This window comes from Marinimicrobium koreense (assembly GCF_003762925.1).
Taxonomy (GTDB): Bacteria; Pseudomonadota; Gammaproteobacteria; order Pseudomonadales; family Cellvibrionaceae; genus Marinimicrobium; species Marinimicrobium koreense.
The window spans coordinates 666,225-686,118 of the sequence record NZ_RJUK01000001.1; the positions used below are offsets into that span (position 1 = coordinate 666,225).

General features: G+C 58.4%; 13 protein-coding genes. 11 read left to right on the forward strand and 2 right to left on the reverse strand.

All coding sequences use genetic code 11. From position 1 onward, the window contains the following. The first annotated feature begins 7 nt into the window (after positions 1–7). The 6 genes from galU (at position 8) to EDC38_RS02895 (ending at position 9,080) form a co-directional block, all read left to right on the forward strand. Complete coding sequence (gene galU, locus EDC38_RS02870; RefSeq protein ID WP_024460009.1) at positions 8–898, forward strand: UTP--glucose-1-phosphate uridylyltransferase GalU; 891 nt, start codon at positions 8–10, stop codon at positions 896–898. 3 nt (positions 899–901) lie between these two features. Next, positions 902–2,308, forward strand: coding sequence for a mannose-1-phosphate guanylyltransferase/mannose-6-phosphate isomerase (locus EDC38_RS02875; protein WP_123637241.1), 1,407 nt, complete (start codon positions 902–904; stop codon positions 2,306–2,308). A gap of 762 nt (positions 2,309–3,070) precedes the next feature. Next, positions 3,071–4,750, forward strand: coding sequence for a 30S ribosomal protein S1 (gene rpsA / locus EDC38_RS02880; protein ID WP_024460011.1), 1,680 nt, complete (start codon positions 3,071–3,073; stop codon positions 4,748–4,750). Positions 4,751–5,057: 307 nt separating this feature from the next. After that, on the forward strand, positions 5,058–6,293 hold the full coding sequence (locus tag EDC38_RS02885; RefSeq protein ID WP_123637242.1) for an ATP-grasp domain-containing protein: 1,236 nt from the start codon (positions 5,058–5,060) through the stop codon (positions 6,291–6,293). A 32-nt stretch (positions 6,294–6,325) separates the two neighbouring features. Next, on the forward strand, positions 6,326–8,320 hold the full coding sequence (locus tag EDC38_RS02890; RefSeq protein WP_123637243.1) for a hypothetical protein: 1,995 nt from the start codon (positions 6,326–6,328) through the stop codon (positions 8,318–8,320). A 256-nt stretch (positions 8,321–8,576) separates the two neighbouring features. Beyond that, positions 8,577–9,080 carry a DUF6795 domain-containing protein gene (locus EDC38_RS02895; RefSeq protein WP_123637244.1) on the forward strand — a complete coding sequence of 168 codons (504 nt, stop codon included), beginning with the start codon at positions 8,577–8,579 and terminating at the stop codon, positions 9,078–9,080. 163 nt (positions 9,081–9,243) lie between these two features. Here EDC38_RS02895 and EDC38_RS16465 read toward each other — a convergent pair whose 3' ends face one another. After that, positions 9,244–9,474: a hypothetical protein gene (locus EDC38_RS16465; protein WP_246004437.1), complete on the reverse strand. Its 231-nt coding sequence runs from the start codon at positions 9,472–9,474 to the stop codon at positions 9,244–9,246. Between EDC38_RS16465 and EDC38_RS02900 the strand changes: the two genes are divergently transcribed. Further along, positions 9,373–10,254: a lipase family protein gene (locus tag EDC38_RS02900; protein WP_246004418.1), complete on the forward strand. Its 882-nt coding sequence runs from the start codon at positions 9,373–9,375 to the stop codon at positions 10,252–10,254. The two genes, EDC38_RS16465 and EDC38_RS02900, sit on opposite strands and share 102 nt — an antisense overlap. Positions 10,255–10,417: 163 nt before the next feature. On the opposite strand, the gene metH is transcribed toward EDC38_RS02900, so the two are convergent. Continuing rightward, complete coding sequence (metH, locus tag EDC38_RS02905; RefSeq protein WP_123637246.1) at positions 10,418–14,134, reverse strand: methionine synthase; 3,717 nt, start codon at positions 14,132–14,134, stop codon at positions 10,418–10,420. A 497-nt stretch (positions 14,135–14,631) separates the two neighbouring features. On the opposite strand from metH, the gene nfuA reads away from it, so the two are divergent. The 4 genes from nfuA to EDC38_RS02925 all read left to right on the forward strand — a co-directional run bounded on the left by nfuA (position 14,632) and on the right by EDC38_RS02925 (position 19,885). Further along, positions 14,632–15,219, forward strand: coding sequence for a Fe-S biogenesis protein NfuA (nfuA, locus tag EDC38_RS02910; protein ID WP_123637247.1), 588 nt, complete (start codon positions 14,632–14,634; stop codon positions 15,217–15,219). A 141-nt stretch (positions 15,220–15,360) separates the two neighbouring features. Next, positions 15,361–16,548, forward strand: a complete 1,188-nt coding sequence (locus EDC38_RS02915; RefSeq protein WP_123637248.1) for an efflux RND transporter periplasmic adaptor subunit — start codon at positions 15,361–15,363, stop codon at positions 16,546–16,548. Then, positions 16,548–18,500, forward strand: coding sequence for a MacB family efflux pump subunit (locus tag EDC38_RS02920; RefSeq protein ID WP_123637249.1), 1,953 nt, complete (start codon positions 16,548–16,550; stop codon positions 18,498–18,500). Before EDC38_RS02915 ends, EDC38_RS02920 begins: the two co-directional genes overlap by 1 nt. Positions 18,501–18,505: 5 nt before the next feature. Then, a complete protein-coding gene (locus tag EDC38_RS02925) occupies positions 18,506–19,885 on the forward strand; it encodes an efflux transporter outer membrane subunit (RefSeq protein WP_123637250.1) in 1,380 nt (459 codons plus the stop codon). The last annotated feature ends 9 nt before the right edge of the window (positions 19,886–19,894 follow it).

Consider the following 19,894-nt stretch of genomic DNA (forward strand, 5'->3'; position numbering starts at 1 on the left):
ACCACACATGCAGATCAAAAAAGCCGTCATCCCCGTCGCCGGTCTGGGCACCCGTATGCTGCCTGCCACCAAAGCCATCCCCAAAGAGATGCTGCCCGTGGTCGACCGGCCCCTCATCCAATACGTAATTGAGGAAGCGGCCGCAGCCGGCATCAAGGAAATCGTCCTGGTCACCCACGCCAGTAAAAACTCCATCGAAAACCACTTCGATACCAGCTTTGAGCTGGAAGCCCAGCTCGAAGCGCGTCTCAAGCGCTCACTGCTGGAAGAAGTCCGGTCCATCACGCCGCCGGGACTGACGGTCATCTCCGTGCGTCAGGCCGAAGCCAAAGGCCTGGGCCACGCCATTTTGTGCGCCCGCCCGGTGGTGGGAGAAGAGCCTTTTGCGGTAATGCTGCCCGACGTGCTGATCGACAAGCACCACTGCAACCTACGCAAAGACAATCTGGCGGCCATGACTCGCCGCTTTGACGAAACCGGCAGCAGCCAGATTCTGGTGGAGGAGGTACCCTGGGAACAGGTGCACAAATACGGCGTGGTCGACTGTGACGGTGCCCAAGTGGAAGAGGGCGAGTGCGCCGCCGTTAAAGGCATGGTGGAAAAACCCGAGCGCGACGCGGCTCCGTCCAACATGGCCATTGTCGGGCGCTACGTCCTGTCCAAGTCCACCTGGGATCTGCTGGCCAAAACCCAACCGGGCGCCGGTGGTGAAATCCAGCTGACCGACTCGCTGGACGCCCTGGTGACTGACGAGACCGTCGAAGCCTATCGCCTGGCCGGCAAGAGTCACGACTGCGGCTCCAAGCTGGGCTACATGATGGCGAACATCGAATACGGCGTGCGTCACCACGAAATTGGCGCACAGTTCGATGAATTTCTCAAAAGCCGGCAGGGCTGATCGATGATTGTTCCCGTTATCCTGGCGGGCGGCTCCGGGTCACGCTTGTGGCCGCTGTCGCGCAAACACTACCCGAAACAGCTGCTCAAGCTGTTTGGTGAAACCACCATGTTACAGCAGACTCTGCTGCGTCTGGACGGGGTGCCCGACTTGGGTGACCCGATTGTGGTGTGCAATGAAGAGCACCGCTTCATGGTGGCCGAGCAACTTCAGGAAATCGGTCAGAGCCGCGCGTCGATCCTGCTTGAGCCGCTGGCGCGTAATACCGCGCCAGCCTTGGCGTTGGCGGCGGTTAAAGCGCTGACCCAGGAGGATGATCCGACGTTGCTCGTGCTTGCCGCTGACCATATGATCCAGGGGATTGAGGCCTTTCAGAAGGCTATCGCCCAGGCGGCCGACGCGGCAGACAGTGACAAACTGGTGACCTTTGGCATCCAGCCAACCCGCCCCGAAACCGGCTACGGTTATATCAAAACCCGCCGGGAAGGGCAGGGTAGCCATCCCGTCGAGCGGTTCGTGGAAAAGCCGGACCTGGCCACCGCTGAGCAGTATCTCGCTGAGGGCGATTATTACTGGAACAGCGGCATGTTCGTGTTCCGTGCCAGTGCATTCTTGTCCGAGCTGGAGCGCTGCTCCCCGGAGGTACTCAGTGCCGCCCAACGGGCCTACGACAGAGCCAGCACAGACCTGGATTTTGTTCGCATCGACCGGGACGACTTTGCCGAGGCGCCGGATATCTCCATTGATTATGCGGTCATGGAGAAAAGCCAGGCGGTGGTTTGCGTCCCGCTGGATGCGGGCTGGAGCGATGTGGGTTGCTGGCAGTCCTTTTGGGAGCTGTCCGAGAAAGACGCCAATGGCAACAGCTTTGTGGGCGATGCCATTGATGTGGATTCACACGACACTCTGGTCTTCACTCAAGACAAGCTGGTGGCGACCATCGGCGTCAATAACCTGATGATCATCAATACCCCGGACGCGGTTCTGGTGGCAGACAAGAGTCAGGCTCAGCAGGTGAAGAAGGTGATTGCCCGGATCGAGCAGGGTAACCGCACCGAGCATCTCCAGCACCGGGAGGTCTATCGTCCCTGGGGTTGCTACGATTCGGTAGATCAGGGCACCCGCTACCAGGTAAAGCGCATTCGGGTAAAACCCGGCGCCAGCCTGTCCTTACAGATGCATTATCACCGCGCCGAGCACTGGGTGGTGGTCAAGGGCACCGCCCAGGTGGAATTGGACGACCAGACGCTGCTGCTGTCCGAGAATGAGTCGACCTATATACCGGTCGGTACCCGCCACCGCCTGAGCAACCCGGGCAAAATCCCCCTGGAAATCATCGAAGTCCAGTCCGGCCCCTATCTGGGCGAAGACGACATCCAGCGTTTCGACGACAACTACGGGCGGACTTAATAGAAGGGGTGTAGAAGCATCTCGTAGAACATCCGGGTGCTTTGTCGTGTAGTGCTCCGGTTGGGTATACCGTTGCGAGACACGCCATGAATACATCCCTGTAGGCTCTGCACCCGCCGGCCCCCTTCGCGCTCCCGGCGCTTCGGGACACTTCCCACATCCCTGTGGGGCGTCCAAGGCGGGTGACGGTCTCGCAACGGTATACCCAACCTCCGCGCTGCCAGCGTAACGTTCCGGGAACTAGCACCTTTTCTTTTTTTACCCCGGGAAACGGCGGATGCGCTTCGCTTATCCGCCCTACGCCACCTCCGTGCTATGCGTAGGGCGGATAAGGCCAAAGGCCGCATCCGCCGTTACATATGCCTCCATTGTTCGCTATTGGCACCGAGGTCTGCCGTGGGGTATGCCAGTTCGAGACTCTCTGAGGCATGGATGCCGATGAGAAGCCTCCATGGATGGATTTACGGCGGGTCTCGAACTGGCATACCCCGCGGCAGACCGGGCGTGATGCCAAGAACCCCGCCTGAGTCACCAATCCTTGCCATATCCCCCAAGATCTGCTAGCCTGCCGCGCTTGCTAGAGCGTGTATCCAGACCAATGTGTACAAACCCTGGCATGGGCAGCCCGGCTGGCGCCAGCTTTGAAAGCCGGATCCTGTCTCTTTCATAAACTGACCCGTACCACTGGCAGTACGGTAAACCCGTGACACCGCACCACAGACAAGCGGATCGATCGGGTACTAAAAGGTAGCATGAATGTCCATGAGCGAAAGTTTTGCTGAACTGTTTGAAGAGAGCCTGAAATCCGTCGATATGCAGCCGGGTACCATCGTGACCGGTGTTGTCATCGACGTCGACAAAGACTGGGTAACGGTACACGCCGGCCTCAAGTCTGAAGGCGTAATCCCGGCCAGCCAATTCCTGAACGAAGACGGCGAGCTGGAACTGCAAATCGGCGACGAAGTACAGGTCGCACTGGAAACCGTAGAAGACGGTTTCGGTGAAACCCGCCTGTCTCGCGAAAAAGCCAAGCGCGCTGAAGCCTGGAAAGTGCTGGAAGCCGCTCACTCTGCTGACGAAGTGGTCAAAGGCGTTATCAACGGTAAGGTCAAAGGTGGCTTCACCGTGGATGTATCCAGCATCCGTGCCTTCCTGCCGGGCTCTCTGGTAGACGTTCGCCCCGTGCGCGACACCACCCACCTCGAAGGTAAAGAGCTGGAATTCAAGGTCATCAAGCTGGACCAGCGTCGCAACAACGTTGTGGTGTCTCGTCGTGCCGTTCTGGAGCAAGCCAACTCCGAAGAGCGCGAAGAGCTGCTGGCTACCCTGCAAGAGGGTATGACCATCAAAGGTATCGTCAAGAACCTGACCGACTACGGTGCTTTCGTAGATCTGGGCGGTGTTGACGGCCTGCTGCACATTACCGATATGGCCTGGAAGCGCATCAAGCATCCGAGCGAAATCGTCAATGTCGGCGACGATATTGAAGTCAAAGTTCTGAAATTCGACCGCGAGCGCAACCGCGTTTCTCTGGGTCTGAAGCAACTGGGTGAAGATCCCTGGGTCAACATCACCGGTCGCTACCCGGAAGGCGTCAAGGTCAAGGCTGTGGTTACCAACCTGACCGATTACGGCTGCTTTGCCGAGCTGGAAGAGGGTGTGGAAGGTCTGGTTCACGTCTCCGAAATGGATTGGACCAACAAGAACATCCACCCGTCTAAAGTCGTGAATGTGGGCGACGAAGTGGAAGTCATGATCCTGGACATCGACGAAGAGCGTCGTCGTATCTCCCTGGGCATGAAGCAGTGCCAGGAAAACCCCTGGGACGTCTTCGCTCGTACTTACGCCAAGGGCGACAAGATCAGCGGCAAGATCAAGTCCATCACCGATTTCGGTATCTTCATCGGTCTGGACGGTGGTATCGACGGTCTGGTTCACCTGTCCGACATCTCCTGGCACGAAGCCGGCGAAGAAGCGGTACGCAAGTACAAGAAGGGCGACGAGCTGGAAACTGTGGTTCTGGCCATTGACCCGGAGCGCGAGCGTATTTCTCTGGGCATCAAGCAGCTGGAGACCGACCCCTTCTCTGAGTACCTGGCCGAGAACGACAAAGGTTCCGTCATCAAGGGTACTGTGAAGGAAGTTGAAGCCAAGGGTGCGACCGTGACTCTGGCGGAAGACGTTGAAGCCTACCTGAAGGCCTCTGAACTGAGCCGCGAGAAAGTGGAAGATGCGCGCAACGTGCTGAAAGAAGGCGAAGAAGTCGAAGCCAAGATCATCAGCGTTGACCGCAAAAACCGCACCATCAACTTGTCTGTGAAGTCCAAAGACGTCGCTGACGAGAAGGCTGCTGTTAAAGAGCACAGCGCCAAAACTGCTGAACAGGCTTCGCCCACCACTCTGGGTGACCTGATCAAGGCGCAGATGAAGAACCAGGACTGATTCGTCAGTCAGGTTGTTCTGAAAAAGGCCGGCATTTGCCGGCCTTTTTTATGGGCTGGTGCGTCTGGCATCCCGGGTTACGGATACCACTTCAGTTCGCGTAGGGCGGATAAGCGTCGCAGGCGCGCATCCGCCGTCACCAAACTCGGAAATCAGCCCTCCCTCCATATAACTATAAAGTCTATCGATACCATGCGTGTCCCGGACCTTATGGCTGGTACAGTGCAAGCCTCTTGTCTATGTTTATAGATGGGCCCGTGCGATAGCGCTCGGGGTTGTACCACTGCCACGTCTGGAGAGTCCCACCATGAGTTCCAAGCACACTTTCAATCCTGAAAAAGGTTACGTCGCATTGTTGGGCTGGGCCCTGGGTGCCATTGAAGCGGCCGACAAATTCGATCGTCGCTACGTGGTGGTGGCTCCAGAGTGGGCCGAAGCTTACTGCAAAGAGCATGATATCCCCTACGTGCCCTGGAACTTTGAGCGGCTGAACGATCGTTCCATGGAAATTGCCCAGACCCTGAAGGATATGGGCGTGGATGTGGCGATTCCTCTGTTTGAAGAAACCGTGGAGTGGGCCGGTGCAATCAACTCGGTCCTGCTGGATAACCCGCGCCTGTTTGGTCAGGCCATGCTGTTGCGGGACAAGGCGCTGATGAAGCGTCGTGCCCAGCTGGGCGGCATTCGCGTGGGAATTTTCGAAGAAGCACACGACAAGGAAGACGTCGTGCGCTTTTTGAAACGGGTCAATCAGACCTTGTTGAAACTGGACGGGGACCCCAATGACCCCATTCACCTGAAGGCTTTTGATAAAGCCGGTTGTCTGGGGCATCGGGTCATCCGAACGCCGGATGAAGTGGACACCATTCCCGACGAGGAATTTCCCGTGTTGATGGAGTCCCATCTTGATGGCTGGGAATTCGCCGTCGAGGCCTGGATTCACAACGGAAAGATTTGCTTTCTGAACATTTCCGAGTATGTCACGCTCGGCTACTCCGTGTTCGTGCCGGCGACGCCCGAGCTCGAGAAATACCGGCCCCAGATTACTCAACAAATCGAAAAACTGATCAAAACCTTTGATATTGATTTCGGATTTGTGCATCCTGAATATTTCGTCACCAGCGATGGTGAAATGTACTTTGGTGAGGTGGCCTATCGTCCGCCCGGTTTCAAAGTGTTCGAGTTGTTGGAGCGTGCTTACGGGTTCAATGCTTACCAGGGTCTGATTCTTTCGTTCGATCCCAAAACCACTGACGAGGAGATCAAGGCATTCTTTCCCAAAGAAGTGGTTGATGCAAAGGGGCATGCTGGCTGTTTCGGTGTGTACCCGCGCCGTCGGGTCGTCAGCAAACTGGAAATTCCCGCGGAGACGGAAGATCACCCTTACTTTGATTTCCATGAGCTTACCCCGCCGGTTGAGGAGACGGTCACCAAACGTACCGCCTTTGGCACCCATTGGGGCCTGGTTTACTTTTTTGGTGAAGACCCCTACACCATGCGGGATTTGCTCAAACACCAGGAAGAGCTGGATTTCTATGTATAATCAACTCCATTGCATGAGTTGAGGAGGCCGGCTTGAGCCTAACGGAAACGAACCACAGTGCCGAGGCGGACAAATTGGTCCGCCTGGGAAACCAGCTGGACGAAGCGATTGAACAACTGGCCGACAGCCGTGAGTTTGCCAAGATCACCAAGCTCCAGCGCCTGCTGGATATTGCCCGGCGAGTGCTATTGCTTGATGGCGGTTGTGCCTTCCTGGAGGCCCGCGCTCAACGGCTGGAAGAGGCGGGCGTTTTTGAAGGGTCGGATTGGGCGCAGCCGCAGATCCTGATTCCGTCACTGACCACGTACTCGCTGAAAAGTCCGGATGCCTCGACGGTGGTGATTGAGGCCATCAGCGAGCTGCGTCTGCTCGCCATTGCCCTGGGTGATTATCAGCACCCGGGTATGTCCTCTGAGCAGGCCCATCATTACCTGACCCAGGTACTGGCCATCAACCTGGAGCTGCTCTTCGGGACGCCCAGCGAGGCGGAGAGGGAGCAGCAAGGCCGCCTCGCGCTGATTACCCGGTCCTTGTACCGACACTTGGCGGAGCGGATTGGCTACGAACACGTCATCGACAAGCTGATTGAGGAAATCTGGCGCATCTTGCAGCAGCGGCCCATTCAGGTCGACAGCGTCAAACGCATGATCACCCAGATTGCGGTCTGTCAGATCAATCCGACCATCGAGTTGGGTATCAGCGGGCAGGGCGCCGACCGATTGATCAGCAGCCTGTTTGGTCCCACCCAGGCCTGCCGCGAGGATCCGGGCCTGGAGGTGTATCAGGAGCGCCTTCAGGCGATGGACGCCGGCGCATTGCAATACGAGGCGACGGGTTTTGCCCGAGCCATGCACGATACCGGTCTGGTTTCTCCCTATCACCCGGTGTTGTTACGTCATCTGTTGGAGCACGGGGACCACTTGCTTTCCGAAGCTTTGGGGCTCTCCAGTACCGGTCGGGATTGTTTGCTGTGTTACGGTGAGCTGGCTCGGGCGATCATCGCCCAAGCCATCCATCCTGAAACCGCTCAGGGCGTCTATGGTCTGGCTTTGATGCTCGAACGGGGCATTCTCTACCAACCGGCGGTCGCACCGGCACTCTGGCGGCAGCTGGCGCTGCCCGTCTCGCCCTATTGTACCCAACGGCTGGAAATGATTTTCGGCGCACAGCCGTCGGCCACCGCCTGGCTGATGCAGGGCGTGTTGTGCATGCTGGGGCAACCGCTGGGCGTGGGGCAGGGCAATAACCCCACCTGTCAGTCGGCCCGGGCGCTGTCCATGTGGGCTTATAACGATCCGGATTATCTGTTGCAGATGGTGGTCTGGGCGGCGCGTGATGATGAAATCATCATTCATTTTGAGGGCCAACCGATTTCCTCGAGAGAAAGTGAAGCCGGGGTTGCCGCCGATATCCCCATGGATCTTGATCCGGTCTCACTTCTGGTGGTGCCACACCTGGACCGTATCTACGCCGAAATGGGGCGCCGTTGTATCGGGCGTGAAGGTGATCCACACCGTTGGGTGAACCCCGAGTTTCACGGCTGGTGGTCCGGTCGAGGGTTCCGCATCAACGTGGATGTCGCTACAGGAAACCTCTGGGAGCTGGATGATTTTCTGCGTCACTTCTACGCGAGCTACCATCCATACTACAACGGCAATCAACCGCTGATCCATCCGCAACCGGCGGGCATCGCTGTCACTGACAGCGCCGCCCGATTTGTGGGGTGGCATGCGATCACCATTTTGCGGGTAGCGCTCGACCCGAAAGAGGTGATGCGGGTGTACTTCTTCAACCCCAACAATGACAGTGGTCAGCACTGGGGAGATGATGTATTGGTCAGTACCGCGGGCAACGGCGAGCGCTTTGGCGAGTCTTCATTGCCGTTTGAGCAGTTCGCCTCGCGCCTGTACATTTTCCATTACGACCCGCTCGAACGAGGCGAACTCGCCAATATTACCGACGAAGAACTCAGCCGCGTCAAAGACCGCATCCACCGCAGTTGGGGCGCCGACCGACAGCCCTCATAAAGGTCACATGGCCCGGATTACGGCGGATCGCGGTCCAATCGCTGCGCGCATCCGCCGTTTCCCCACCCGCGGTAATCGTATGACAGATCGGTCCGACGCATCGGAGCCTTCGGCGCATCCACCAAATAATCCCCCAAGCGTGACCAACACCTCAATTTCCACGTCCCCCTCATCGAACCCCTTGACGATATTTCCCCGCCTTCGGTATCTTTCCTGAATCCAACGGAAATGCTTCACCGGTACAAAGGATGGCCCCATGATTCGACCTCGAATACTCCCCTCCGTACTGCTCGGCATCGCCGTATTCTTTTTGATCTGTTCACCGCAAGGAGCTGCCATGGCGTTTTTTTCAAAGAAGGAAGTGGTGCTCAGCTCACCCTTCGCTGCTCAGATTACCTATGAAGGAAAGCCGGCTTCCGGTGCCAGGATAAAACGCATCATCAAATGGCAGAGTCAGGTTGGCGAAGAGGACGTTGCCGAGGCGGATGATCAAGGTCACTTTTCGTTTCCGGCCGTAAGAGATAGTTGGCGTCAGTTGCTTCCCGCTGAATTTGTGGTTTATCAGGATATTGTTGTTCAGTACCAAGGTCAGGAATTCAAGATCTGGATCGGAAGCAAGCGTGAAGAGCATGAATGGTCAGAGCTCGGAGGAAGGCCGATCAATATGCAGTGCGAGCTGACCGATGAGATTCGCCGAGTTGATGTTAAGCGGGGACTTTTAGGTACGAATTGTCACTGGGAAGGTATAGAGGTTCGTTAATTACAAGGAGGAACAGAAAATGGAATTGACTCCACTGCAAGCGTCAGAGTTGGCTGATGGCATATATGACGTTCAAGACCGTGAACGCTTGAGGCTCTTCTTACTGCGACCCGAGTTTTCAGGTACAGGGAGTGGTTTACTCTCCGCAGAGGTGGGTACCCGGTTAATCAATACGGAAGATGCGTTTGGCCTGTGCGCTCAGGGGCGCGGACAACGAAAAAACGAACTCTTTTTCGTCTTCCGCGGCTCCACTTGGGCCAATTACGGTGCCGATTGGGCCAGCAACGCCAGGATCGGTCTGGAGCGGGGCAGAACTGGCACCTTGGTTCATATCGGTTTTAACCAGATCTTCAGCAGCCTCCTGCCACAACTGAAAGATTTCCTCGATAAACATCCGCATATTTCCGGTCCCATTCACTGCATCGGTCACAGTCTGGGCGGGGCAGTGGCGTCGTTGGTGGCAGACTGGCTCAAAGGCCAACGTCGCAACCCGGTCAAACTCTACACCTTTGGCGCACCCCGTGTCGGGCTGGAAGGCTTTGCTCGGCATCTGACGAACAGGGCTCTCTCGAGCAATATTTACCGTGTCTACCATAAAACCGATCCCGTCCCGATGATTCCGGTTTACCCCTACCGCCACCCGCCATCACCCGGTGATGGCTATCACATTCCCTGGGGCCGAGGCGCCATTTCCTTCGCCGCCCACCGTATCGGTCACTATGTGGACAGCACTCGTCAGTGCAGTTGGTTAGCGTTGAAAGGACGTCCCAATCCCGAGCTGGGAGAAGAGGCGCTCAAACAATGGTTGTCTCGAGACACTCTGGATAATCCCGCGGATCCGTCGGTTTGGGAGCGGGTCAATAGTGCGATGGCGTGGGTGCTGAGGAAAATCAGCGTGGTGTTTGTGGCGCCGATTCAGGCGGCATTGATGGGCGGGCTGACCTTGGCGGACCGAATTGCGCTGGCCTTGCGGCAGGGCGTTGATGCGTCCAAAGACGCCGGGTTTTGGGTGTTGCGGTTGATGCGACGGATTATGAAGCTCTTGGGCTTTGGGGCGATTGCGGAGACGACGGCGGAGCTCACCAGAGAGCTCATGCGTTGGGTGCTGATCCGGTTGATCGATCGAATGACCCAGATGGCGCAACGGGCTTTGCGGCAGTTGCGGGGTGGGTGATAGGTCTGGTGCGGCTTTACGGTTTGCCGTTGGTTCGTAACGGCGGATGCGGGCTTCGCCCTTATCCGCCCTACGCGAGCTGCCGTGGTATCCGTAGGGGCCGAGCGCAGCGATTAAACCCCGCATCCGCCGTAAAGTCACTTGAAAGTGAATATTTTGGTGATCACTCGGTCCCCGGCTCATACCCAAGCACCGGGCTCAACCAGCGCTCCATTTCGGTCAGGCTCATGCCTTTGCGCTTGGCCAGGCTTTCCACCTGATCCTTCTGGATTTTCCCCACATTGAAATACTTGGATTTCGGGTGGGAGAAATACCAGCCGGAGACTGCGGCGGTGGGATACATGGCAAAGCTGTCGGTCAGTTCGAGGCCGGAGTTCTTCTCCGCATTCAACACCCGGAACAGTGTCGCTTTCTCGGTGTGGTCCGGGCATGCCGGGTAACCCGGGGCAGGGCGGATGCCCTGGTATTTCTCCCGGATCAATTCATCGTTACTCAACGCTTCATCCGGCTGATAGCCCCAGAACTCGGTCCGCACCCGGCGGTGCATATGCTCGGCAAACGCTTCGGCCAGACGGTCGGCCAAGGCTTTGACCATGATCGCGTTGTAATCGTCTCCGGCCGCTTCGTATTCCTTCGCCAACTCCTCCGCACCAATACCGGCGGTCACGGCAAAACCGCCTACGTAATCCCGCTTACCGCTGTCCTTGGGCGCCACGAAGTCCGCCAGTGAATAGTTGGCGGGATCATTACCCGGCTTCTGGTTCTGCTGGCGAATGTGATGCAGGGTATCGATCACCTTGCCCTGGTCGTCATAAATTTCGATATCGTCGTGGTTGACTGTGTTGGCGGGCCAGAGGCCGATGACACCGCGTGCCTTCAGGCGTTTCTCGTCGATCAGCTTGCGCAGCATTTTCTGGGCGTCGTCAAACAGGTTTCTGGCCGCCTCGCCGACCACCTCATCGTCCAGAATTTTCGGGTACTTGCCGGCCAGATCCCAGGACATGAAGAAGGGCGTCCAGTCGACGGTATCCAGCAGATCTTCCAGTGGGTAATCATCGAAGACTTTCAAACCGGTGAAGGTTGGGGCGGGGGGCGTGTAACCGTCCCAGTCCATCGCCGGTGCATTCTCGATCGCTTTCGGGTAGGTGCGCAGAGTGCCGCGGGGTTTGCGGTTGGCGTTGCGCTCGCGCACCTTGTCGTATTCGGCCTGCAGGTCGGCAACGAACTTCGGGCGGTTGGCATCGGAGAGCAGGCTGCCTGCCACGCCAACCGCGCGGGACGCGTCAGCCACATAGACCACCTGGTTCAGGTTGAACGCCGGGTCGATTTTGACCGCTGTGTGGGCTTTCGACGTGGTGGCGCCACCGATCATCAATGGTTTATCAATACCCTGCCGCTGCATCTCCCGGGCGACATTCACCATTTCATCCAGCGACGGAGTAATCAGACCGGACAGGCCGATGATGTCGCAGTTCTCCTCTACGGCCACCTTGAGGATTTTTTCGGTCGGAACCATCACACCCAAATCGACCACTTCGTAGTTGTTACATTGCAATACGACCCCGACAATGTTCTTGCCGATATCGTGCACATCCCCTTTGACCGTGGCCATCAGAATTTTGCCGTTGGGTTTGCTGGCCTCGGTTTTCTCCGCTTCGATAAAGGGCTGAAGGTAAGCCACAGACTGTTTCATCACCCGGGCGGACTTGACCACCTGGGGCAGGAACATCTTGCCCGCACCGAACAGATCGCCGACCACGTTCATGCCGTCCATCAATGGGCCCTCGATCACATCCAGTGGCTTGTCGGCGCGCTGACGGGCTTCTTCGGTGTCTTCGATGATGTAGGCGGTGATGCCCTTGACCAGTGAGTGCTCAATGCGCTTTTCCACGGCCCAACTACGCCACTCGAGATCTTCCTTTTTTTCGCCGCCACTGCCGTCGCCTTTGTACTTTTCGGCAATTTCAAGCAGGGTTTCCGTCGCGTCATCTTTGCGGTTGAGCACCACATCTTCGACTTTCTCTTTCAGCTCTTCGGGCAGGTCGTCGTACACCGCCAACTGGCTGGCGTTGACGATACCCATGTTCAAGCCGGCCTTGATGGCGTGGTACAGAAACACCGAGTGAATCGCTTCGCGCACCGGATTGTTGCCCCGGAAGGAGAAAGACACGTTGGATACACCACCGCTCACCCCGGCGTGGGGCAGGTTTTCCCGAATCCAGCGGGTGGCTTCGATGAAATCCACCGCGTAGTTGTTGTGCTCGTCAATGCCGGTGGCAATGGCAAAAATATTCGGGTCAAAAATAATGTCCTGGGGCGGGAAGCCCACCTTGTCGACCAGAACGCGATAGGAGCGTTCACAGATCTCTTTCTTGCGCGCCGCGGTATCGGCCTGACCGTCTTCGTCAAACGCCATCACCACCACGGCGGCACCGTACTTGCGGCAAAGTCGGGCGCGCTCAATGAACTCTTCTTCGCCTTCCTTCAGACTGATGGAGTTGACGATCGGCTTGCCCTGAATGCATTTCAGCCCGGCTTCAATCACGGTCCACTTGGAGGAGTCGACCATCACCGGCACCCGAGCAATATCGGGTTCTCCGGCAATCAGATTGAGAAAGCGCACCATGGCTTTCTCGGAGTCCAGCATCGCCTCATCCATATTGACGTCGATCACCTGGGCGCCGCCCTCGACCTGCTCCAGGGCGACTTCGAGTGCAGTGGTGTAATCCTCTTCCACGATCAGACGCTTGAACTTGGCCGAGCCGGTAACGTTACAGCGCTCACCCACGTTGACGAACAGGGAGTCCTTGGTGATGTTGAAGGGTTCCAGGCCAGACAGGCGACAGGCCGGCGCAATGTCGGGCAGCGGCCGCGGGGCGTGCGTGGCCACGGCATCGGCAATCGCTTTGATGTGCTCCGGTGTGGTACCACAGCAACCACCGATAATGTTCACCAGACCGCTGGCCGCAAACTCTTCGACCACGGCAACCATTTCCTCGGGGGACTGATCGTATTCGCCGAACTCATTGGGCAGGCCGGCGTTCGGGTGCGCTGACACCCAGCAGTTGGCCACCCGGGACATTTCCTGCACGTAGGGGCGCAGTTCCTCGGCGCCCAGGGCGCAGTTCAGGCCCATGGAGAAGGGGCTTGAGTGGGCCAGGGAGTTGTAAAAGGCTTCGGTGGTCTGCCCGGAAAGGGTGCGTCCGGAAGCATCGGTAATGGTGCCGGAAATCATCAGCGGCAGCTCAACACCGTTCTGCTCAAAATAGGTCTGTACCGCGAACGTGGCGGCCTTGGCGTTGAGGGTATCGAATACGGTTTCGATCAGAATCAGGTCCGAGCCACCCTTGACCAGCCCGTCGAGGGCTTCCATATAGTTCTCGACCAACTCATCGAAGGTAATGTTGCGCGCACCGGGGTCGTTCACATCTGGAGAGATGGAGCAGGTGCGACTGGTGGGCCCAAGCACCCCGGCGACAAAGCGGGGTTTATCCGGATTGTCGGCGGTGTACTCATCGGCGATTTCCCGGGCCAACCGCGCCGCGGCCAGGTTCAGCTCCGGCACCAGGTCTTCCATGTCGTAGTCCGCCATGGAGACGCGGGTGGAGTTGAAGGTGTTGGTTTCGACGATATCTGCCCCTGCGTCGAGGTAGCCCTTATAGATGTCTTTGAGCATGGCCGGTTGGGTAATGGCCAGCAGGTCGTTGTTACCCGCGACGTCCTGGTGGTAATCCGCAAAGCGCTCGCCCCGGTAGTCGGCTTCGGACAGCTTGAGGTTCTGGATCATGGTGCCCATGCCGCCATCGAGGATCAGGATGCGCTCGCGCACCAGGCGATGGAGGGCGTCAATACGGGCTTGGCGATCGTCGGTCAGGCTCATGGATTACCTATCAGAGGGGATTGATTTGATTCGAAAGGGCGTGGATTTTACCAGAAATGGTGGCAGGCCGCAGGTTCTGAGAGCTGGGGTAGGTTTTCTTTGCGCTATCGGGACGCATCACGTCCGAGACGCTGAGGGGCTACCCCGCAGCGTCTCTCAGTGCCATTAGCCATCCTAGTGGCGAAATCCGCAGATCATTACCGCTATTCTCCTCACCTAAGGAAGAGGCAGTTTGGCCGTGGGTTGCGGCGGATGCGGCCTCCGGCCTTATCCGCCCTACGGCTGAGCGCAGCGGTATAGTCACGCGTAGGGCGGATAAGCCAAAGGCGCATCCGCCGTAGTTTAAGCACCGAAGTTGGCACATCGGACCGGACGTGAAGTAAGGTTAAGCGCCTCTGAAGGCACCCCCTTTGTCTCCAAGCCCAATATCCCGTAAAATACCCGAGTAAATCAATCAGGTATACGCCTGTCCCAGTATTGGAGGCCCGCACGCCACTATGGTCAATGTACAGATCACCGAATCCGCCCAGCAGTACCTCAAAGAGCTTCTGGACAAACAGAAGGACAGCGAGGGCGTCGGAATTCGCATGTTTGTTGCCAGCCCGGGAACCCCCCAGGCCGAGACCTGCATTGCCTACTGCCGCCCCGGCGAAGAAAAGGAAGACGACGAAATCGTCGAACTGACCGGCTTCAAAGCCTACTTTGAAGGCCGCAGCCTGCCATACCTGGAAGACGCCAAGGTCGATTACTCCCCGGACCGCATGGGTGGGCAGCTCACCATCCGGGCGCCAAATGCCAAAATGCCCCAGGTCAATGACGACAGTCCGCTCGAAGACCGCATCAACTACGTCCTGTACAACGAAATCAACCCGGGCCTCGCCTCTCATGGGGGTAACGTCAGCCTGGTGGAGATCACCGAGGACAACTACGCCGTATTGCGTTTCGGCGGCGGTTGCCAGGGCTGTGGGGCCGTGGAAGTGACCCTGAAAAACGGCGTTGAAGCGACGCTGAAAGAGAAGCTGCCCGAGTTGGCGGGTGTTCGGGATGTGACCGACCACACCGACCGCACCAACGCTTATATCTGACGCGATCCTCCGTAACCCGGCTTTACATCCGTGTTAACGGATGTAAAGCCGGGTTAAAGCCCGGTAAAACCGCTGCCAACCACGTCGTAACTGCCGCACAATAGCCGCTCCAATAAATACAGGCAGGAGCGATAACAACGGATGGTGGTTTCCCGGCAACTTTTCAAAAAAGCGGTGCTTGTCGCCGCGCTCGTTCTGATCACCTTGGCCGTGTTTCAATTCTGGCCGAGCGGTTCTAACGAAGAGGCGCTCGCCAGCGTCGAAGTCCGCCGTGGCAATATCGAGGCATTGGTTACCGCGACCGGCGTGCTGCAACCCCGCACCTATGTGGATGTCGGTGCTCAGGTGTCCGGCCAGTTGGAAACCCTGCACGTGCAGGTGGGTGATGAGGTCAAACAGGGGGATCTGCTGGCGGAAATTGACCCCACGGTGTACCTCGCCCGCGTCGATGGCACCCGAGCGCAGTTGCGCAACCAGCAGGCGCAACTGAAGGACCGCAAGGCGCAACTGACACTGGCCGAAATTCAGCTCCAGCGCCAGAAAAACCTCTTCGCCGAAGATGCGACCACCCGCGAAGCACTGCAAAGTGCGGAAGCGTCATTGCGTTCCGCCGAGGCACAGATCGAAGCACTGAGTGCCCAGATCGAGCAGACACAATCCACGTTGCGTGCCGAGGAAGCCAACCTCGAGTACGCCAAAATCTATGCCCCCATGGACGGCACCATCGTGACCATCGACGCCCGCCAAGGGCAGACGCTGAACGCCTCCCAAACGACCCCGATACTGATGCGCATTGCCGACCTGGACACCATGAGTGTCCAGGCCCAGGTGTCGGAGGCGGATATCGGCCAGTTGGAGGCCGGAATGCCGGTTTACTTCACCACCCTGGGCAATCAGGGGCGACGCTGGGAAGGGCAGTTGTCCCGGATTGAACCGACTCCCCTGGTCGAAAACAATGTGGTGCTCTATTACGCCCTGTTTGATGTGCCAAATCCCGGTGGACGCTTGCTGCCCCAGATGACGGCTCAGGTGTTTTTTGTCGCCGGAGCCGCTGACGATGCCCTGATCGTCCCGGTATCCGCATTGCGCTACGGAGAGCGGACTCAACGTAACACTGAAGCAGCTTCCGGGAGCGGACGATCGGCAACGGTTTCTGTGGTGAGCCCCGGCGCTGAGCCGGCGTTACGGGAGGTGCGCGTCGGTGTCACCGATCGGGTGCACGCGGAAATCCTGTCCGGGTTGAGTGAGGGCGAACGGGTTCTGCTTAGTGGACCGGAAAGCCGCAACCGGCGCGAGCAGGGTAGTGGCATTCCACGGATGTTTCGCTGATGTCGAGCACCCCCATCCTGAGCTTGTCCGGTGTTACCAAGAGCTACCACAACGGCGAGCTTGAAACCCGGGTACTGCACGGTATTGACCTGACGGTTTACCCCGGGGAGTTTGTCGCCATCATGGGCGCCTCCGGCTCGGGTAAATCGACCCTGATGAATATCATCGGTTGCCTGGACAAACCCACTGAAGGCCAGTATTGCTTCAACGGGCGCGACGTTGCCAATCTCTCGCCGGATGAGTTGGCCCAGTTGCGTCGGGAGTCTTTCGGCTTTGTCTTCCAGAGCTACAACCTCCTGCCCGGCGCCAGTGCACTGGAGAATGTCGAAATGCCGGCAATCTACTCCGCGCTCACACCGGCCCAGCGGCGCGAGCGGGCCCGGGAATTGCTGTCCACACTTGGACTGGCTGATCGGCTCGACCACAAACCCAGCCAATTATCCGGTGGTCAACAGCAGCGGGTTTCGATTGCCCGGGCGCTGATGAACGGTGGCCAGATCATTCTGGCAGACGAGCCCACTGGCGCACTGGACAGTCACAGCGGACGGGAAGTGATGGCGTTGTTGCAGTCCCTGTCTGCACAGGGCCACACCATTGTACTGATCACTCATGATCCGGAAGTAGCCAAACACGCCCATCGGCGTATCGATATCAGTGATGGTCGGATTGTCGCCGATCCGGGCGCGGCTGAGCCGGTATCGGACGCGGAGCAGCTGTCCGACCAGCCCGCTCCTGATTGGCACCGCGACCCGCCGTTTGCCAACGAGCTGACCGAAGGCACCAAAACCGCCCTTCGCTCATTGGGCAGTAACCTGTTCCGAACGGCACTGACCCTGTTGGGTATTGTGATTGGGGTGGCCTCGGTCATCACCATGCTTGCCATCGGCGACGGCGCGCGCCAGGACGTGGTGGACCGGATCAGCTCCATGGGCAGCAATCTGTTGCTGGTCCGACCCGGCGGGCCAGACCAGCGCGGAGGGCGCTGGAGTGTGACCACTCTGGTACCGGAAGACATGGACGCGATCAACCAGACCGTACCCAATATCATTGCGGCCATTCCCGAGCTGACCGGCGGCCAGACACTGCGCTACGGCAATTCGGATCACCGCGCCGAGATCAACGCGACCTCCTACGCGTTTCCGGCAGCGCGCCAGTGGTCGGTGGCGACCGGCAACTTTTTTACTCTGGAGCAGCAGAACAACTACACCTCGGTGGCGGTTCTGGGGCAGACCGTCGCGGATTCGTTGTTCGGCGAAAAAAATCCGCTGGGTGAGTACATCATGATTCACAATGTGCTCTTTCAGGTCATTGGGGTCATGGAAGAACGGGGCGCTTCGCCCATGGGGCAGGATCAGGATGACGTGGTGCTGGTGCCATACACCACCGGCAGCCTGCGTCTGTTTGGCCAGCAACACCTGCGCAATATTACCGTTGCGGTTGCGGATACAGACCGGATGAATGCCACCCAGGATGCGGTACACCAATTGCTGCTGCAACGCCACGGCACCGAGGACTTCCAGATTCGCAACATGGCGTCATTGATTGAGGCGATCTCCGAAACCCAGGACACCCTGACCTGGCTGCTCGGCTCCATTGCCGCCATTTCCCTGTTGGTTGGGGGGATCGGTGTAATGAATATCATGTTGGTCAGTGTCACCGAGCGTACCCGGGAAATCGGTATCCGCATGGCAACCGGCGCGCGAACACGACATATTCTGCAACAGTTTCTGATTGAGGCGCTGGTGGTGTCAGCCCTGGGTGGCTTGATTGGCGTCGTGTTGGGGCTGTCCGTGGCAGCGGCACTGAGCTATTTCGGCACGCCCATTTACTACTCCCTGTTGCCGGTGGTGCTGGCGTTCAGTTGCGCCTTTGCCACCGGCCTGATTTTTGGTTATCTGCCCGCGCGCAAGGCCTCCCGGTTGAATCCGGTCAACGCCTTGGCCACGGAGTGAACGCGATGAAATGCAACGTTTTTGCGGCCTGCTGCAGCCTGAGTGTTCTGGTGGGCTGTGCGAACATCGACCCTGTGCCGCGCCCCGAGATTGATCCCGACCTGACCTGGAACAGTGTTCTGGCAACATCCGGCGCGCGAGAGGACTCGAGTTCCTCAGCGAGCTGGTGGCAGGCGTTCGGCGCTGAACCGCTCGACGCCCTGATGCAGCAGGCCTTACAGAACAGCCCGGACCTGATGGCCGCCGAGCAGCGCCTGCGCCAGGCGGATTGGCAGATGCGTGCGACGGGCGCCTCGGTCTATCCAGGCCTCAATGCCGGCGCCGGAACCAGCGTGCGCAGTGACCAGGACGTCGAGGGCGATAGCCGCTCTTCGGAGTCGACCTCCGCCAACCTCGGGTTGAGTTATGAATTGGACCTGTGGGGCAGGGTGGCGGCGGAACGAGCGTCCGCCCGCGCCGGTTTTCGTGCCAGTGAGCAGGATTACCGCGCCGCTTACCTTAGCCTGACCGGCGCCATTGCCAACACCTGGTTTGAATATCAGGCGCTGCACGCTCGCATTCAGATAGCCCAAGACAATATGGCGCTGAGCGAGCAGGTGATGACCGTCGTCGAGGTGCGCTATCGAAACGGCGTAGCCAGTGCGGCAGACGTCGCCCGCCAACGCACAAGCCTGTTGTCTCAGCGTGCACAGCTTCCGCCGTTGCAATTTCAGGCGCAACAGACGCGCCGTGCCCTGGCGGTATTGCTGGGAGCCATGCCCCAAACACTATCGGTTGAACCGCAGGCACTCAGCGACATCCGCTTGCCGGATCTGAAGGCCCAGCCGCCCGCGGAAGCCATTTTCGCACGACCGGATGTGGCACGCGCCGAAGCGCAACTGCAAGCCGCCGATGCGGACGTGGTGGTGGCACGTCGGGCTTTTCTACCCTCCCTGAGTCTGAGTGCCGGTTTCAGCCTATCAACGGCGGAACTGTTTTCGTTGAGCGATGCGCGGGAATCCGACAATGCCGGCCTGTCCCTCAGTCAGTTGATTTTCGATGGCGGACGCACGCGTGCCCAGAGCCGTCGGACGGAGGCGAGACGCCAGGAACTATTGGCTCAGTACCGGAATACACTTCTGGTGGCGTTACAGGAAACCGATGATGCGTTGGGACGTGTGACTCTGGAGGCCGGGCAGGAGACAAGCGATCAGGCGATTCTGGTGGAAGCGGAACGGGCGCTGCGGCTTACGGAAGTGCGGTATCGGGAGGGCAGTGATGACCTGTTGACCCTGATCGACGCTCAGCGGAACCTGTTTCAGGCGAGGGAGCGGATTGTCGAGCGGCGTTTGAGTCGGCTGTCAGCGACGGTGGCTCTGTATCAGGCGTTGGGTGGTGTTCAGTAGGAAAGAGCG

Excerpts from the sequence above, each read along its gene's own strand:
- EDC38_RS02925 (WP_123637250.1), top strand. The coding sequence starts at position 18,506 with ATGAAATGCAACGTTTTTGCGGCCTGCTGCAGCCTGAGTGTTCTGGTG.
- EDC38_RS16465 (WP_246004437.1), bottom strand. The coding sequence starts at position 9,474 with ATGTTTATCGAGGAAATCTTTCAGTTGTGGCAGGAGGCTGCTGAAGAT.
- galU (WP_024460009.1), top strand. The coding sequence starts at position 8 with ATGCAGATCAAAAAAGCCGTCATCCCCGTCGCCGGTCTGGGCACCCGT.
- EDC38_RS02895 (WP_123637244.1), top strand. The coding sequence starts at position 8,577 with ATGATTCGACCTCGAATACTCCCCTCCGTACTGCTCGGCATCGCCGTA.
- nfuA (WP_123637247.1), top strand. The coding sequence starts at position 14,632 with ATGGTCAATGTACAGATCACCGAATCCGCCCAGCAGTACCTCAAAGAG.
- EDC38_RS02885 (WP_123637242.1), top strand. The coding sequence starts at position 5,058 with ATGAGTTCCAAGCACACTTTCAATCCTGAAAAAGGTTACGTCGCATTG.
- EDC38_RS02875 (WP_123637241.1), top strand. The coding sequence starts at position 902 with ATGATTGTTCCCGTTATCCTGGCGGGCGGCTCCGGGTCACGCTTGTGG.
- metH (WP_123637246.1), bottom strand. The coding sequence starts at position 14,134 with ATGAGCCTGACCGACGATCGCCAAGCCCGTATTGACGCCCTCCATCGC.
- EDC38_RS02915 (WP_123637248.1), top strand. The coding sequence starts at position 15,361 with ATGGTGGTTTCCCGGCAACTTTTCAAAAAAGCGGTGCTTGTCGCCGCG.
- rpsA (WP_024460011.1), top strand. The coding sequence starts at position 3,071 with ATGAGCGAAAGTTTTGCTGAACTGTTTGAAGAGAGCCTGAAATCCGTC.
- EDC38_RS02920 (WP_123637249.1), top strand. The coding sequence starts at position 16,548 with ATGTCGAGCACCCCCATCCTGAGCTTGTCCGGTGTTACCAAGAGCTAC.